18 protein-coding genes are annotated in these 16210 nt (G+C 69.6%); 7 read left to right on the top strand and 11 right to left on the bottom strand.

Translation table 11 applies throughout. The features are described from left to right. The first annotated feature begins 95 nt into the window (after positions 1 to 95). Entirely contained in the window at positions 96 to 392 is a 297-nt protein-coding gene (locus PKE84_RS16360) for a hypothetical protein (protein ID WP_271178322.1), read from the top strand. An 81-nt stretch (positions 393 to 473) separates the two neighbouring features. Further along, positions 474 to 992: a GNAT family N-acetyltransferase gene (locus tag PKE84_RS16355; RefSeq protein WP_271178321.1), complete on the top strand. Its 519-nt coding sequence runs from the start codon at positions 474 to 476 to the stop codon at positions 990 to 992. Between the two features lie 36 nt (positions 993 to 1028). On the opposite strand, the gene sufU is transcribed toward PKE84_RS16355, so the two are convergent. Both sufU and PKE84_RS16345 read right to left on the bottom strand, forming a co-directional pair. Next, positions 1029 to 1469, bottom strand: a complete 441-nt coding sequence (sufU, locus tag PKE84_RS16350) for a Fe-S cluster assembly sulfur transfer protein SufU (protein ID WP_271178320.1) — start codon at positions 1467 to 1469, stop codon at positions 1029 to 1031. Next, positions 1466 to 2743: a cysteine desulfurase gene (locus PKE84_RS16345; protein WP_271178319.1), complete on the bottom strand. Its 1278-nt coding sequence runs from the start codon at positions 2741 to 2743 to the stop codon at positions 1466 to 1468. The genes sufU and PKE84_RS16345 overlap by 4 nt, the downstream gene beginning before the upstream one ends. Positions 2744 to 2917: 174 nt before the next feature. Between PKE84_RS16345 and PKE84_RS16340 the strand changes: the two genes are divergently transcribed. From PKE84_RS16340 to PKE84_RS16325, 4 genes are all read left to right on the top strand, one after another. Then, the gene (locus tag PKE84_RS16340; protein ID WP_271178318.1) at positions 2918 to 3742 is read left to right on the top strand and encodes a DUF1684 domain-containing protein; all 825 of its coding nucleotides are present in this window, start codon (positions 2918 to 2920) and stop codon (positions 3740 to 3742) included. After that, entirely contained in the window at positions 3739 to 4869 is a 1131-nt protein-coding gene (locus PKE84_RS16335; RefSeq protein ID WP_271178317.1) for an LLM class oxidoreductase, read from the top strand. Before PKE84_RS16340 ends, PKE84_RS16335 begins: the two co-directional genes overlap by 4 nt. Positions 4870 to 4878: 9 nt before the next feature. Continuing rightward, positions 4879 to 6249: an NtaA/DmoA family FMN-dependent monooxygenase gene (locus PKE84_RS16330; RefSeq protein ID WP_271178316.1), complete on the top strand. Its 1371-nt coding sequence runs from the start codon at positions 4879 to 4881 to the stop codon at positions 6247 to 6249. 64 nt (positions 6250 to 6313) lie between these two features. Then, positions 6314 to 7567: an APC family permease gene (locus PKE84_RS16325; protein ID WP_271178315.1), complete on the top strand. Its 1254-nt coding sequence runs from the start codon at positions 6314 to 6316 to the stop codon at positions 7565 to 7567. 42 nt (positions 7568 to 7609) lie between these two features. Here PKE84_RS16325 and PKE84_RS16320 read toward each other — a convergent pair whose 3' ends face one another. From PKE84_RS16320 to PKE84_RS16285, 8 genes are all read right to left on the bottom strand, one after another. Further along, on the bottom strand, positions 7610 to 8362 hold the full coding sequence (locus PKE84_RS16320) for a DUF1295 domain-containing protein (RefSeq protein ID WP_271178314.1): 753 nt from the start codon (positions 8360 to 8362) through the stop codon (positions 7610 to 7612). Between the two features lie 5 nt (positions 8363 to 8367). Further along, positions 8368 to 9294, bottom strand: coding sequence for a 5'-3' exonuclease (locus tag PKE84_RS16315; protein ID WP_271178313.1), 927 nt, complete (start codon positions 9292 to 9294; stop codon positions 8368 to 8370). A gap of 208 nt (positions 9295 to 9502) precedes the next feature. Further along, on the bottom strand, positions 9503 to 10027 hold the full coding sequence (locus tag PKE84_RS16310) for a hypothetical protein (RefSeq protein WP_271178312.1): 525 nt from the start codon (positions 10025 to 10027) through the stop codon (positions 9503 to 9505). After that, positions 10024 to 11640, bottom strand: coding sequence for an MFS transporter (locus PKE84_RS16305; RefSeq protein ID WP_271178311.1), 1617 nt, complete (start codon positions 11638 to 11640; stop codon positions 10024 to 10026). Before PKE84_RS16305 ends, PKE84_RS16310 begins: the two co-directional genes overlap by 4 nt. Beyond that, entirely contained in the window at positions 11637 to 13070 is a 1434-nt protein-coding gene (locus PKE84_RS16300; protein WP_271178310.1) for an ATP-binding protein, read from the bottom strand. Before PKE84_RS16300 ends, PKE84_RS16305 begins: the two co-directional genes overlap by 4 nt. Positions 13071 to 13147: 77 nt before the next feature. Next, positions 13148 to 13513 (bottom strand): SHOCT domain-containing protein, encoded by a 366-nt coding sequence (locus tag PKE84_RS16295; protein WP_271178309.1) that lies wholly within the window; start codon positions 13511 to 13513, stop codon positions 13148 to 13150. 26 nt (positions 13514 to 13539) lie between these two features. After that, positions 13540 to 13965, bottom strand: a complete 426-nt coding sequence (locus PKE84_RS16290; protein ID WP_271178308.1) for a DUF6325 family protein — start codon at positions 13963 to 13965, stop codon at positions 13540 to 13542. A gap of 36 nt (positions 13966 to 14001) precedes the next feature. Further along, positions 14002 to 14691 (bottom strand): GAP family protein, encoded by a 690-nt coding sequence (locus PKE84_RS16285; RefSeq protein ID WP_271178307.1) that lies wholly within the window; start codon positions 14689 to 14691, stop codon positions 14002 to 14004. 93 nt (positions 14692 to 14784) lie between these two features. Between PKE84_RS16285 and PKE84_RS16280 the strand changes: the two genes are divergently transcribed. Then, positions 14785 to 15918: an AI-2E family transporter gene (locus PKE84_RS16280; protein WP_271178306.1), complete on the top strand. Its 1134-nt coding sequence runs from the start codon at positions 14785 to 14787 to the stop codon at positions 15916 to 15918. Here PKE84_RS16280 and PKE84_RS16275 read toward each other — a convergent pair. Then, positions 15896 to 16117 carry a DUF8691 family protein gene (locus PKE84_RS16275; RefSeq protein WP_271178305.1) on the bottom strand — a complete coding sequence of 74 codons (222 nt, stop codon included), beginning with the start codon at positions 16115 to 16117 and terminating at the stop codon, positions 15896 to 15898. The two genes, PKE84_RS16280 and PKE84_RS16275, sit on opposite strands and share 23 nt — an antisense overlap. Between the last annotated feature and the right edge of the window lie 93 nt (positions 16118 to 16210).

The following is a 16210-nucleotide window of genomic DNA, read 5'->3' as shown; positions in this document are numbered from 1 at the left end:
TCGCCGGCCGTGATTGTTACGGCCGGCGACTCGGGGCGCAACAGGTCGTCATCTTCATGGCGCCGCGCTCCTCCGGCGGGTTAGAAACGAGCATCATGTCGCGGATCTTCACGAGTACCTTCAACCCCGGCCGGGCACGCTTCGAGCTGGTCGTCAGCCCGCAGGGCGACGTCTATGCGTTCCCACTCACGCTGGCGATCGCACAGCGTCACGTGCTCGACGGCCACTCGCGCTATCTGGTCGGCCATGTCACCAAGGGCGTGGATGCGCGGGGCGAGAGCGCCTGGACGGCCAGCGGCCCGTCGGGGCTCGTCTACGGCACCACCTTCCCGAGCCTGTCATCGGCGCTCGAGATCATCGCCGACGAGTACGACCTGACGCCGGTGCCCTGAGCAGTGGATTCGGGCCGGCGGATACTGGCCAGCCAATGCGGCCGGCGGATGCGGCCGGCGAGCGGATGTAGCGTAGAAGGAATGGACACCGTGGCAACCGACACCCTGCTCATCCGGCTCGCTGAGGCCGACGAGTACCCCGCGATCGGCGACCTCACGCATGCCGCCTACACCGGCGATTACGACGATCTCTCCGCCGGGTATCAGGAGCAGCTGCGGCATCCCGAGCGCCTGCTCCCGTCGTACGACGTCTGGGTCGCGGCCGACCGGTCGAGCGGCGAGCTGCTCGGCACCGTCGCGATCCTGCGTGCCGGTCTCGACGACGAGGGGCGCATCGGCCCTGACGAGCTCTACTTCCGCCTGCTGGCCGTCTCGCCGGCGGCACGCGGCCGCGGCATCGGCACCGCACTCACCGAGTTCGCCCGCGCGACGGCGGCCGAGCGGCGCTCAGCGCGCGTCGTGCTGCACAGCGGCGAGAACATGCTCGGCGCCCATGCGCTCTACACCAAGCTCGGGTACTCCCGGCGGCCGGAACGCGAGCTGGTCGTCGTCGACGGCGGCCGCCGCATCCAGCTCTACACGTTCGCGCTCGACCTCTGACGAGCCTGCTGCGACGAGCGTGACCGGATCAGACGCTCAGGCCTTCGCGAGGGCGTCCTCCAGTGCGACCCACGGCAGCATCGCGCACTTGATGCGGGTGACGTAGCGCGAGACGCCCGCGAGCGCGACGGCGTCGCCGAGCAGCTCCTCGTCGCCGTCGATGGTGCCCTTGGACTGCATGAGCTCGCGGAAGGCGCCGATCTTGTGCGTCACTTCCTCACGCGACGCATCGCTCACGATGTCATTGAGCAGCGAGGCCGACGCGGTCGAGATCGAACAGCCGTGACCCTCCCAGCTGATCGACTGCACACCACCGTCGGGGGCCGCGTAGACGTTGAGCGTCACCTCGTCGCCGCAGGTCGGGTTCAGCTGGTGCGACGACGAGGCTGCGCCCTCGCGCAGGCCGTAGCCGTGCTTCTGCTTGGCGTGATCGAGGATGACCTGCTGGTACAGGTTCTGAAGGTCGCTGGAGGTCATCGGTCCACTCCGAAGAAGGCGCGGGAGTCGGCGACGGCCTCGAGGGCCTGGTCGACTTCGTCCGCGGTGTTGTACAGGTACGTGCTGATGCGCGTGCTCGCCGTCGCCCCGAAGCGGCGGTGCACCGGCTGCGCGCAGTGGTGGCCGACGCGCACGGCGATGCCGCGGTCGTCGAGGAACTGGCCGACGTCGTGCGAGTGGATGCCGTCGACCACGAAGCTGGCGAGCCCCACCCGTTCGACGCCCGCCGCCGGACCGAGGACGCGCACGCCCTCGATGCGGTCGAGTCCGTCGAGCAGGCGGGCGCCGAGGAGCGCCTCGTGCTCCTCGATGGCGCCCATGCCGACCGCGTCGAGGTACTCGACGGCCCGGGCGAGCGCGATGACCTGGGAGACGCGTTGCGTTCCCGCTTCGAAGCGCGCGGGCGCCGGGAGGTATTCGGCCTCGGTGAGCGTGACCGTGGTGATCATCGAGCCGCCGGTGAGGAACGGCGGGAGCGCGTTCAGAAGCTCCGAACGGCCGTAGAGCACGCCGACACCGGTCGGCCCGAGCATCTTGTGGCCGGAGAAGGCGGCGAAGTCGACGCCCAGGGCGTGCAGGTCGAGCGACAGATGCGGAGCGGACTGGCAGGCGTCCAACACGACGAGGGCGCCGACCGCGTGTGCGAGCCCGACGAGCGTCTCGACCGGATTGATCGCGCCGAGCACGTTCGAGACGTGGGCGAAGGCGACCACCTTGGTGCGCTCGGTGATGAGTTCAGCGGCCTGGTCGAGGCGCAGCCGGCCGTCGTCGTGCAGGCCGATCACCCGGAGCGAGGCGCCGGTGCGTGCCGCCAGCTCCTGCCACGGCACGAGGTTCGCGTGATGCTCCGCCTCGGTGACGACGATCTCGTCGCCGGCCCCCAGCCGGAAGCGCTCGGCGGCGGGCCCTCCGCGGCCGAGCGAGGCGTTCGACATCCCGTAGGCGATGAGGTTGATGCCCTCGGTCGCGTTGGAGGTCCAGACGATCTCGTCAGGGTCGGCCCCCACGAACCGCGCGACCGTGGCGCGCGCCTCCTCGAACAGCTCCGTGGCCTCGCCGGCGACGGTGTGGGCGCCGCGGTGCACCGCCGAGGTGTAGTGCTCGGCGAAGTCGCGCTCCGCGTCCAGCACCTGGCGGGGCTTCTGGGCGGTCGCGCCGGAGTCGAGGTAGACGAACGGATGCCCATTGACCTCACGGTCGAAAATGGGGAAATCCGCTCGCACCCGCACGACGTCGAGTGGTTCGGTCTGCATTCTTGTGTTCACGTGGATCCCAACGATGAATTCTAGTCGCCTCATCTGCAAGTCCTCCGGAGACGACGGCATTCCCCGCCGTTGCGCAAGCGCGCATTACCGCCTGTGACAGCGTTACGCCGGATGTCGCCCGATGCTGTAGGCACGGCCGCCGGTCCGGCTAGCGTCCAGCCCATGACAATCGCAACGGAACAGGCGCAGCAGGAGACCTTCGAAGCCGACTGGGTCGCCTGGCACGACCGCCACGAGACCGCCCGCGCCGCCGAGCACGGCTTCCTCGCCGTGACCGGTCTGCACTGGCTCACCGAGGAGCCCACCCGGTTCGACGACGCCCCCGGGGCGTGGTCCACCGGCAGCGACGGGCCCGTCGTGGAGCTCGACGACGGAGAGTCCCTGCTCGTCGACGGCGTCACCGTCACCGGCCGCCACGCGTTCGGCCCGATCGCCGAGCGCGGCGGGATCGTCGCCGCCTTCGGCGATGCGGTGGTCGAGGTGGCCAAGCGCGGCGGCTCCGACATCATCCGCCCGCGGCATCCGGACAATCCACTGCGCACCCACTACCGCGGCACCCCCGCCTACGCACCGGATGCCCGCTGGGCGGTGCCCGCACGCTTCGTGCCTTTCGACAGACCACGCGAGGTGACCGTCGACGCGGCGGTCGAAGGACTGCAGCACGTCTACGAGGCGCCGGGGGTCGTCGAGTTCGAGCTCGACGGAGTGCCCCAGCGGCTCACCGTCTTCAACGGCAGCGCGCCGGGAAGCCTGTTCGCCCTCTTCACCGACGCGACCAGCGGGGTCACCACCTACGCGGCGAACCGTTCGCTCGAGATCGCGGCGCCGGGAGCGGATGGCTCGGTGCTGCTCGACTTCACCCGCGCGGTGAACCTGCCCTGCGCCTATACCGAGTTCGCCATCTGCCCGCTGCCGCCGAGCGAGAACCGGCTCGCGGTCGCGATCGAAGCCGGCGAGCGCATCCCGGCCGAGCGGAGCGCACGATGAGCCGCGGGACAGTCGCCGGCGCCTTCGTCGTCGGAGTGGAACTCGACGGCGATGGGGCGCACCCGGCGGCGTGGCGCGCATCCGGTCACACACCGGCCGAGCTGCTGAGCGGCCGCACGGTCGCGGCCCGCGTCGCCGCGGCCGAGCGCGCCGGCTTCACGTTCGCGACCTTCGACGACTCCCCGTTACCGCCGTCGGCCGGTCCCGACATCACGGCGCGCATCGACGCGGTGCAGCGCGCCGCCTTCGCCGCCCCGCTGACGGGAGCGATCGGTCTCGTGCCGGCCGCGCACTCCACCTACAGCGAACCGTTCCATGTCGGCACCCAGCTCGCCAGCCTCGACTTCGCCGCCGGTGGCCGTGCCGGCTGGCTGGTCACCGTCGATCCGGATGCGCGCATCGCCGCCCTCTACGGACGCCCGGCCGTCGACGCGGACGCCGCGCGCGAGCGCGCGGCCGACGCCGTGGAGGTCGCCCGTCGGCTCTGGGACTCGTGGGAGGACGACGCCGAGATCCGGGATGTCGCCACCGGACGGTACCTCGATCGAGATCGCGTGCACTACGCCGCGTTCGCCGGAGGCGACTACTCGATCGTCGGTCCGGCGATCGTGCCGCGGCCGCCCCAAGGTCAGCTGCCGGTGTTCGGCGACGCCGCCCTCTCGGGCTCCGTGGAGCTGGACGTCGCCCTCCTCACCGCGGGCACGGATGCCGACGACACGACGGAACTCATCGCGGCCGTCGCGGCCGGGGCGGCCGCCGCCCGGGCGTCCGACAGGACGGGCACGGCCCTGGTGGTCGTGGAGCTGGACGTGGTGCTCGACCACGCGGGCGTCGATGCCGCCGACCGGCTCGAGGCACTCGACGGTCACACCGCGTGGAGCACGGAACGCGCCCGCTTCGTCGGCAGCGCTCCGGCTCTCGTCGACCTGCTGACCGGGCTCGCGAGCGTCGTCGACGGCGTGCGCCTGCATCCGGCTGTGCTCGACATCGACCTCGACGAGCTCGGCCGCGCCGTGCTCCCCCGCCTCCGCGCGGCCGGCGTCTTCACCTCGCCCGCCCCCGGTGGCACCCTGCGCGACAGCCTCGGGCTCGCGCGTCCCGTCAGCCGCTACGCGACCGCCCGCTAGGAGCATCTCATGACCACCGCCCGCACCACCCTGCGCTTCGGCGTCTTCTTCCAAGGTGTGAACTTCAGCACCATCTGGTCCGACCCCGCCAGTGGCTCGCAGATCGATTTCGAGAGCTTCCGCCGCCTCGCGCAGACCGCCGAACGCGGGCTCTTCTCCGCGTTCTTCCTCGGGGAGGGCCTCCGGCTGCGCGAGCACCTCGGGCGGCTCCACGAACTCGACGTCGCCGGACGACCGGATGCGCAGACACAGCTCGCGGCGCTCGCCGCGGTCACCAGCCGTATCGGCCTGGTCGCCACCCAGAACACGACCTACAACGACCCCGTCGACCTCGCGCACCGTCTCGCCAGCCTCGACCTGCTCTCGGGCGGCCGCGCCGCCTGGAACATCGTCACCACCGACAACGCGTGGACGGGCGAGAACTTCCGTCGGGGCGGGTATCTCGACCACGCCGACCGCTACCGTCACGCGGAGAGCGTGGTGAACATCGCGAAAGCCGTCTGGGGCGCCTTCGACGACGACGCCGTGGCGACCGCAGCGACGGCCCCGTCGTGGTCGACCCCGAACCCGTCGGCGGAGGTCGACGGGGCGACCGGTCACTACGCCGTCCGCGCGCTCAGCCGCCTCCCCCGCAGTCCCCAGGGGCACCCCGTGCTCTTCCAGGCCGGCGACTCCCCCGAGGGCCGCGACTTCGCTGCCCGGACCGCCGACGTGATCTTCTCGGCGCACGCCGGCTTCGACGACGCGAAGACCTTCGCCGCCGACATCCGGGCCCGCACCCTGAAGGCCGGTCGCCCGGCCGACGATCTGAAGATCTTCCCCGGGCAGGAGTTCATCCTCGCCGACAGCGACGCGGAGGCCGCCGAGAAGGCGCGCTGGGTGCGGGAGCAGCAGGTCTCACCGCAGACGGCGCTCGCGTTCATCGAGAACGTCTGGGGTACCGACCTCAGCGCGTACGACCCCGACGGTCCGCTGCCGACCGTCGACCCGGTGCAGGACACGACCGGCGAGACGCGCGGCGCCGGCTTCCGCGGGGCTCAGGCTCTGGCGACGGCGGAGAAGTGGCGCGCGCTCTCCGAGGCGGAGGGGCTGTCGATCCGGCAGCTCGTCATCCGGCTGTCGTCGGGTCGCGGTTTCGTCGGCAGCGTCGCGTCGGTCGCCGACGAGCTCGAGCGGTTCGCCGACGAACACGTCGTCGACGGGTTCAACATCACCCCGTGGCTCGTGCCGGGCGGCCTCGACGACATCGTCGACAAGCTGGTGCCGGAGCTGCAGGAGCGGGGCGTCTACCCGACGGAGTACGCCGGCTACACTCTCCGCGAGAACCTTGGACTGCGGGTGCCTCCGTCGGCGCGTGAACGCGAGGCAGCGACCGCCTGACCGGATGTACCGTGCGGTGACCGGCGTTCACGCGCCGGTCACCGCACGCCCGTAGGATTCCCGCATGTCCACCTCCGGCGCCCTGGCCCGCCGGCTCGGTCTCGGCGACGCTGTCATGATCGGGCTCGGCTCCATGATCGGCGCGGGCATCTTCTCGGTGTTCGCACCGGCGGCATCGGCCGCCGGGAGCTGGCTGCTCGCCGGACTCGCGATCGCGGCTGTCGTCGCCTTCTGCAACGCGACCTCCTCCGCGCAGCTCGCGGCGACGTACCCGTCGTCGGGCGGAACGTACCTGTACGCCCGTGAACAGCTCGGCGACTGGTGGGGGTTCGCCGCCGGCTGGAGTTTCGTGATCGGCAAGACCGCGAGCTGCGCCGCCATGGCGTTGACCTTCGCCACGTACGCGGCGCCTCCCGGCTGGACGAAGCCGGTCGCGGTCGTCGCTGTCGTCGCGCTCGCGACCGTCAACTACTTCGGCGTGACCCGCACAGCGCAGCTCACGCGCATCATCGTCGTGCTCGTGCTCGCCGTGCTGGCCGTCGTTGTCGCCGCGGAAGCGACGGCCTGGAACGCTGCCCCGACGTCCGGAGCGGTCGACACGACCCTCTACGGCGTGCTGCAGTCGGCCGGCCTCCTGTTCTTCGCCTTCGCCGGCTACGCCCGCATCGCGACCATGGGCGAGGAGGTCCGCTCGCCGGAGCGCACCATCCCGGCCGCCATCGGCATCGCTCTCGGCATCGCGGTGGTGGTCTACGCGGCCGTCGGCATCGTCGCGCTCGGCTCCCTCGGGCCATCGGCGCTCGCGGCGTCGCCCGCCCCGTTGCGCGATGTCGTCGCCGCGGCCGGCTGGGCGTGGTCGGTGCCCGTCGTCCGCGTCGGCGGGGCGCTGGCCTCGCTCGGTGCCCTCCTCGCCTTGATCGCCGGGATCGGACGCACCGCCTTCGCGATGGCCAGGGAACGCGATCTGCCCCGGATGCTGAGCGCCGTGCATCCGCGTTGGCACGTTCCGCACCGGGCCGAGATCACGCTCGCCGCCGTCATCGTCATCCTGGTGCTCACGGTCGACCTGCGCAGCGCGATCGGGTTCTCCTCGTTCGGCGTGCTCCTCTACTACTTCATCGCCAACCTGGCCGCGTTCACGCAGCTCCCCGACCGCCGCCGCTTCCCTCGCGGGCTGCAACTGCTCGGGATGCTCGGCTGCGCGGTGCTGGCGCTCACCCTCCCGCTCGCCGGGGTCGCCGTCGGCGTGCTCGTGGTCGCGGTCGGGCTCGCGGTGCGCGCCCTGCGTCTCCGCAACGATCGACGCGGCGCGGCCTGAGGGCAGCCGGCGATGAGACGCCGTACTTTTCCGCTCCTCCGTTCACACGATGAACGGGATGAGCGCCCTGCGCTCGGGAGGATAGTCGTCGAACGTCTGCCGATACCACCGGTGGTTCGACACCGCCCGCGGGGCGAGGTTGGCCACTGTATAGAGCGCGAACGCGAGCCCCGCCGGCGACCAGGTGGCGACGGCCCACCCGATCCACTCGATCATCTCTCCCAGATAGTTCGGGCTCGACACGTAGCGGAACCCGCCGCCCTGCGGGATCGAATAGCCTGACGATCCCGGTCGGCGCAGGCGGCGCAGGATGCGATCCGAGCCGATGTTGAGCGCGAACCCGGCCAGGAAGACCAGCACTCCCACCAGGAATCGCGGATCCGCCAGCCACGACGTCGCGTACGAGCCGTACTCCGAGATCCAGCGGGCGTTGATCCAGGTGTTGAGCAGGTTGAAGAGCATCGCCATCGCCATCACGCTGACGGGCATCCGGCCGCCGCCGCGCATCAGGAACGGGTAGACGAACGCGCGCTGCACGTAGTGGAGCTGCCAGAGCGCCAGGAAGATCAGGGGGACGAGCTCGGCGCGGTGCTCGCCGAGGAGGTAGAACACCAGGAACAGGATCGAGGCCGGCGACTCCATGACGACCCAGCCGACCCGGCTCGGCACCGTCGGCCCCCACCCGCCGCGGTTGTGCCGGCCGTACGGCGCCACGATGAAGCACAGCGCGACGAATGTCACGACGGCGAGCGCGATCTCGAGTGCGACCAGCCAGCCGAATGCGGTGTCCGGCACGCGCGTCACTCTCCCCCGAGCGCCTTCAGCACGCGATCCATCGACCCGCCGAGCGCCCAGGTGTCCGCGAGCTGTTCGGCCGCCGCCAGCTGTTCGCCCTTCACCGCGCGGAGCACCGGATCGAAGGCGGGCAGCTCGAGATCGCGCACCACCTCGACGACGCGTGGGGCGACATCCAGATAGTCGGAGGCGGCCGCGAAGCGGGCGCGCACGGTCGGCGAGAGCGGCGTCGCGGTGTCGGCGGCGGCCGCTCGGATGGCCGTCAGGTCGCCGAACTCGCGGAGCAGACCTGAGGCGGTCTTCTCGCCGACGCCCGACACCCCGGGGAGGCCGTCCGAGGTGTCGCCCCGCATCGCGGCGAAGTCGGCGTACTGCTGCGGGCCGATCCCGTACTTCGACTCGATCACCCCGTCGGTCACGAGTTCGAGGTTGCTCATGCCCTTGGCCGTGTAGATGACCCGCACCCCGGCTGCATCGTCCACGAGCTGGAACAGGTCGCGGTCACCGGTCACGATGTCCACGGGCCGCCCCGCTCCCGTGGCGAGGGTGCCGATCACATCGTCCGCCTCGTGATGAGCGGCGCCGACGATCGCGATGCCGAGCGCATCCAACACCTGCCGGATCACCGGGATCTGAGCGACCAGCCCCTCCGGGGTCTGCTCCACGTCGACACCGCCCGCCACGGACTTCTCGACCCGGTGGGCCTTGTAGCTGGGGATCAGCTCGACGCGCCACCCGGGCCGCCAGTCGTCATCCCAGCAGGCGACCAGTTCGGTCGGCTCGAACTCGGTGACGAGGCGCGCGATGATGTCGAGCAGACCCCGCACGGCATTGACCGGCGTGCCGTCGGGGGCCTTGACGCTGTCGGGCACCCCGTAGAACGCGCGGAAGTACAGCGAAGCAGTATCGAGGAGCATCAGTCGCCCGGTCACACCCCGATCATGGCACGGGATGCGCGGAGCGCGCTCCCCGACGGCCCGCCCGCGGCGGATGCGGGCGGGACCGCCTTCAGGGGTTGGTCACCGGATCGCCGGCAACAGAGAGGCATTCGGAGCGGTCGCCGCGAACGGATTGGTACCGCAGCGACGACCCGCGCGGCGGCGAGACGCGCGTCAGTGGATGCCCATCAGTGGACGCGCGTCAGTGGATGAAGGCCTTCAGGACGATCATGGGCACGCCGAACGCCGCCGTCCCGAGACACCCAAGGATGCGCACCGGCCAACTGCTCCCCCGCAACGCGAACGCCCGGTAGCCGAGGATTCCGAGCAGCACGACGCCGAGCCAGAGGGCCGTCCAGACGGCCAGCTTGTCCGGCACGATCTGCAGCGCCCCGAGCAGCAGCACCGCCGAGGGCGGAAGGGCCGAGAGCAGAAAGCCGAGCGAGCGCCGGAGCGACTGGCGGAAGGCCATCGGCAGTGTCGTCCGGTCTCCCGGCGTCACGCCGTGGCCGGCGACCGTTCCCGCGTAGAGGTGCGCCGCCCAGAACACGATGACGGTGGTGATGACGCTGAAGAAGGTCTCGATCGACGTCGCGTGATACGAACCGGAGACCACGATCATGCCGCTCACCAGAATCGTGCCGTAGACCGACTCCTCCGTGATCCACGCGCCGCGCCACGGGTGGTCCGTCGTCTGCTCCGGCTCCCCGGCCCCCTCCGCCGTCATGTCGCCGCCTCCTTCTCCTTCGTCTTCCTCACCGGGACCTCCGCCGGTATGCCGCGCGAGAACAGCAGCGACAGCAGACTGATCGCGATGAGCCCGAAGAACGCGACGCGCAGCGATTCGAGCTGCGAGTCACGGTAGATCGTGGACAACTCCGCTGCGTCGTCGGACGACAATCCGGCCTCGGCACCGATCTCCTTCACGCTCGACGCAGGCACGATTGCCAGGCCTTTCTCGGTCCGCTCGGCCACGAGTGACTTGGCGTCGGACGAGAGCTCGCTCGTCGCCACCCCGGAAGCGAACGTGGTCGCTAGCGCGCCGATCAGGATCGAACCGATCAGGGCGGTGCCGAGGGACGAACCCAGGTTCTGGAACACCCCCTGCAGCCCGCCGACCTCGCTCGTCTCCTTCTCGGACACACTCGACATGTTCACGTTCCCGAGCTGCGAGGCGAGCAGCCCGAGACCGGCGCCGGCGAAGAACATCCCCGCGGCGAAGAGGCCGCCGCGCAGGTCGCTCGTGGCCGAGCCGAGCAGCAGGAAGGCGCTCGCAACCAGGATGAGCTGGCCGAGCCGCACGACGCGTCGGGGCGACCACACCCGCGACAGGGCCGTGCCCACGATCGAGAACAGGATGAGCGAGACCGACAGCGGGAAGATCTTGAGTCCGGTCTGCAGGGCATCGAGGCCGAGCGTCATCTGCAGGTACACCGGGACGATGAAGAAGAGGCCGGCCGTCACCGAGTACTGCGCGCCGAGCACGGAGAGACCGCTGCGCAACTGCGTGATCGAGAACAGCTCGGCGTGCACGAGAGGCGGGAGTCCCCGATGCACGAGTCGGCGTTGCCGGCGGAAGAAGACGACGACGAGCACGCCGCCGACGACCATGCACCACGCCGTGAGCGAGATGCCGAAGGGTGCGATCAGCACTCCGTTGATCTCCGGCGAGGCGAGCGGGATGAACCATCCCCAGGTCTTGCTCTGTAGCATCCCGAAGACGATGAAGACGAGGCCGAACGCCGACAACAACACGCTCAGCAGGTCGATCCGCTCGGCACGACGTGGGGTGCGGTCGGTCACCAGCCGCGAGAAGATGACGACGACCGCCATGATCACCACCTCGCCGACGAAGACGTAGCGCCAACTGGAGTACGTCGTGATGAACCCGCCGATCAGCGGGCCGGCCGCCACCGCACCGCCGGACACGGCGCCGATCACCGCATAGGCCGTGATCCGGTCGCGTCCGCGGTAGTTGTCGGCGACGAGGGCCGCGATGGCCGGGATCACCAGCACGGCGCCCAGTCCCTCGACGACCGACCAGCCGATGAACAGCACCACCACGTTCGGGCTGAGCGCGGTGAGCAGCGAGCCGACGGCGTAGACGCAGGAGCCGATGACGAACGCGGTGCGGCGGCCCCAGAGATCACCGAGCTTGGCTCCGAGCAGCATGAACGCGGCCATCGTCAGCGTGTAGAACGTGATCGCCGCCTGCATCGCCGCGACCGTGGTGCCGAGGTCCTCCACGACGGTCGAGATCGAGACGTTCATCACCGTGCCGTCGAGCACCATCACGAACTGCGCGGCGCCCAGGATGGTGACGACGAGCCACTTCTTCATGGCCGGATGGGCACCGACACGTCGGCGCCGCCTTCCCGGGTGAGACGCGTTCCCATCTTCACCAGGGACGGCGCCGGCACGAAGCCGCCGGCGAAGAGCGCCTCGCCCTGCCGGAAGCGCGGCGACCGGGCGAGCATGGTCGACGGAACGAAGCCGAAGATGGTCGCCAGCTCGTCGAGGTCGAGCGGCGAGCTCATCTTCATGAGTGCCAGGTTGTCGCACTGGGAGATGATGCTCGGGTGGATGCGCGACGGCCGCTGCGTCGACAGCAGCAGCCAGAGGCCGAACTTGCGGCCCTCCGCCGCGATCTGGATGATCCGTTCGCGCACCGCGCGATCGAGCGGGCTGTCGTTGTCGGGAGAGCACAGGTTGTGCGCCTCGTCGATGACCAGGAGCACCGGTCGCCGCTGCTCCCGTTTCGCCCAGAGGTCGTCGAGCACCGCCATCGCGACAACGAGCGACTCGTCGGGGTAGCTGAAGCCACCGAGGTCGAGCACGGTCGCATCCGGACGCGTCTCGATGACATCCGTGACCGCCTGATGCCCCAGCGCCCACACCGACCAGTCGATCACCCGCAGGTTCTCGACCCGCGCGGCGAGGGCACGCGCCGAGTCGGTGTTCCGCTCCAGGAGCTTGGGAAGGACCTGCTCGGCGCCGAGGGTGCCGACCGTCTCCTCCAGGTGAACGAGCTCGTTGTACTCCGCGCGGTCGTCCAGCGGGTCGAGTCGCAGCACAGCTGCCTTGGCGTGCATCGAGAGGTCGACGAACCGAACCCGGAGGGCATCCGGCTCGGCGGAAGCCGGCCGGAGGACGCGGATGTCGCGTTCGCCCAGCGTCCTGCCGTCCGCCGCGGCCCCTCCGTCGGCCGCCGAGTCGATCGGCTCACGCAGCCGCACGAAGTCGGCGTTCGGATCGAAGATCACCATCGGCAGGCTGGTGTGCAGCAGGAGTTGCTCCACGAGCACTCCGAGTGCGTAGGTCTTTCCTGAGCCGCTCTGCCCCACCCAGAACGTGTGGCGGTTGAAGCGATGCGGCAGCAGGCGGGCGGCGACATCGGTCTCGGAGAGGAAGGATCCGATCGGAAGCGTCTGCCCGGCTGTCGAGTACAGAGCCTCGACCGTTCTGGCGTCCGCGTCCTCCATGGCGGCCGCGACGAAAGCGAACGTCTCGCGCCCGTTCAGCCGACCGTCCGGCGTGAGGACCCCCAGGATGCGTCCGGAGCCGAGAAGCGAATCGCCGTCGACCCGGATGTCCTCCACCTGGCCGATCTGCCGCCTGCCCGATTCGTCGAGCACCGTCACGAACGAACCGGGAGAGAATCCCGATGCCAGGGCACCGCTGAACTGGAACTGGCGGCCGTCGAGCGACATCGCGCCCGCTGAACGCGTCGCGATGTCACCGACGGCGGTCTCGGCGATCTGGTCGGTCATGATGTCCTCCTCGAAGGCATGCACGGTTCTGTCGAATCACATCACGCGGATGCCCTCCGGTGCTAGAGGCGAACGCGCTACCCGAGCAGTTTCGCCTTCGCCGCGGCGAACTCCTCGTCGGACAGGATGCCCTGGGAGTGCATGTTCGCGAGGTTCTGCAGCTGCCCCATCAAATCGTTGCCGGGTGCCGCCGCCGGCGCGGGCGCCTGCTGGGCGTAGGCCGCCTGCTGCGCCTGCTGCTGAGCGACCGCATTCTGGGCCGCCGCATCCATCTGCGCCTGCTGCTGCTGCTGTTCGTAGGCCTGCGCCTCGGCGGCCTGCTGCGCCTTGGCGTCCTGACGTCCCCGGATCCCTCCGGAGACCGCCGTCGCCGTACCCGCCACCACCGCTGTCGTCGCTGCCGCGCGGAGCAGTCCTCCGCGTCCCATCCGTCGACCGAGCATCTTCGTCCTCCTTCACTCTGCCGCCGTCACTCGGACGTTGCGGCGACCATTTCATTCACGACCGGAGCGGGGATCCGCTCGGTCTGCAGCACGCGACCGCCGGCCTCGAACAGCGCCTCGGCGAACTCGCGGGCCCATACGTGCTCGACGACCAGCAACGCGGCGCTCGTGCCCGGCACGATCGCTTCGGCGATGTCGTCCACATCGTCGGAACCGGCCAGTCCGAGCTCGATTACCTCGAGTCCCTCGAGTCCGTACTCGTCCGCGATCTCCTCGAGCTCGACCACGCGGAGGTCTCCGTCCTGTGCACGCGATACGAACAGCAGGTCGAGCAGGCGCACGGTGTCCTGCGCGATGAGCCGGAGGATCGCGTCGACGACGTCCCGGCCGGGGCGTTCCCCGTCGAAACCGATGACGAAGATCTCCACCGGCCCGTATTCGAATTCAGCCATCTGTCTTCTTCCTTTCCGTTGGAGGCTCGACGACTCTCACAAGCGTGTGAGCCCGTTTGCCACGATCACGACCCCGATCAGCATCAGGATCAACACACTGACGGTGCGGTTGTTCGCCGCGATCCACTCGCGCGTACGCACGAGACGCCGCTCCGTCTTGTCCGGCTGCACCAGGCTCGCGATGATCGGCACGACCACTGTCGATGCCGAGATCACCACATAGACGCAGACGATGATCGCCGCCTCCGCGCCGGTCAGCTCGTCGCCGCGCACCGACAGCCCCGCTGCGGCGCTCAGAAGGATGGCCTTCGGCCGCACGTTCAGCACCAGGGCAAGGCCGAATGCCGACCACGGCCCCAGGGAGCCGACAGCGGAGAGCCATTTCGGGATGCCACTGGACGGCGACCCGGATCCTCGTCTCCACAGGACGATCGCGAACGCGATCAACGCCAGGCCGATCACGATCATGATGATGCCGATCGCGTACTCCGGGCCTCGGGACTTCGACGAAGGGATCACGTAGGCGAGCAGGATGAACACGACGACCGTCACCGTGAGCCCGAGGACCCAGCCGATCAGGAACGTCAGCGACGACCGCCCCTTGTTGGGCGAGAGGAGTATCAGGATCGTCGCCATAATGGGGACGGAACTGAGCGCGACGGCGACCGCTAGAGGCAGGATGTGGCCGAGCGCCGCCCACATGCACCCTCCCCTCGTATCGTCCATCGGGTGTTGGGACGACGGTAATCGGCGCGAGGCCTCCCGACATCACCCGGTTGGGATGATGTCGCCGGTCCGGGCGGACCCTACCGTTGGCGCATGGCAGCAGGACTCCCCCGCGCGACGACGATCCTGGTCGGGCTCGCCGCCGCGACGGTGACGGCGATCGGCCTGAGCGGCATCCGCGGCATCCTCGCGCCGACGCTGCTCACCTTGATCCTGGTCATCTGCGCCAACCCGGTCCGCACGGGACTTCTGAAACGCGGCGTGCCCGGCGGCATCGCCACCGGTTCGGTGATCCTCGTCGTGTTCGGGCTGCTCGCGGCGTTCACCTACACGATCATCATCGCCTTCGGCCAGTTCGTGGCGATGCTCCCGTCGTACTCGGCGCAGTTCGAGCAGATCGGCACGAGCATCGCAGCGTGGCTGAAGAGCATCGGCATCGGGCAGGCCCAGGTGCAGGAGATCCAGAAGAGCATCAACCCGAACAACATCGTCGCCTTCTTCACGAACGCGCTCGGCAGCGTGGTCGGCATCACCGGGGCACTGGTGATCGTGCTCACGATGATGATCCTGATGGCCGCCGACGCCGTGTACGCCCGCACGGTGCTCGGCCAGCTGGGCGAGCACAAACCCGACCTCGTCGCCGCTCTCAGCCGGTACGCGTCGGACGTACGGCGCTACATGGTCGTGACCACCGTGCTCGGCGTCGTGCAGGGCACCCTGAACGCGATAGCCCTGTACATCATGCACGTCCCTGCAGCCCTGCTCTGGGGGCTTCTCGCCTTTCTCTGCAGCTTCATCCCGAACATCGGATACTTCTTCGCGATCATCCCGCCGCTCGTGTTCGGCTTCCTCGTCGGCGGCTGGCCGACGGTGATCGCCATCGTCATCGTGTACGGGGTGATCAACGCCGTCGTGCAGTCGATCATCCAGCCGCGCGTGGTCGGCCACGCCGTGTCTTTGAGCCAGACCGTGACCTTCTTCTCCGTGCTGTTCTGGGCCGTCGTGATCGGACCCATCGGGGCGATCCTCGCGATCCCGCTGACTCTGTTCGCCAAGACGCTCCTCGTCGACGCCGACCCGGCGGCCCACTGGTGGAGGCCGGCCCTCGGACCGACCGACGAGACCAGGGGCCTTGCCAAGGCGACCCAGGCGGCTGCCAAGGCCGACCGGCGCGAGCATCGATCGGCTCATCACGCCGCTCGGACTACGCCGCCCCCCGAGGACTGATCGGGTTCACCGATACGAGCTCGATGTTGAGGCTCGCGAGCAGCTCCAGCAGGCCGTGCAGCCGCGCTTGATCGTCGATCGGCCCCACCAGATGCGTGCGACCGTGCTCGACGCGTGAAACGGTGAACCCCTCGAATGCGCCGGCGATGGCCGGCCCGAGCGTCCCCGTTATCACGATCTCGAAGGTTGCAGCGCCCACGATGACCTTCCTGTGCTGTCTCGATCGGGCAACCATCGCAGACTTTCCACCACGGCGGATCATCCGCACCGGGTGATTCGACGCTGGATCCAC

This window comes from Leifsonia poae, assembly GCF_027921845.1.
Taxonomy (GTDB): domain Bacteria; phylum Actinomycetota; class Actinomycetes; order Actinomycetales; family Microbacteriaceae; genus Leifsonia; species Leifsonia poae.
The sequence above is the reverse complement of the archived record's forward strand: the minus strand, read 5'-3'. Positions and strand labels throughout refer to the sequence as shown.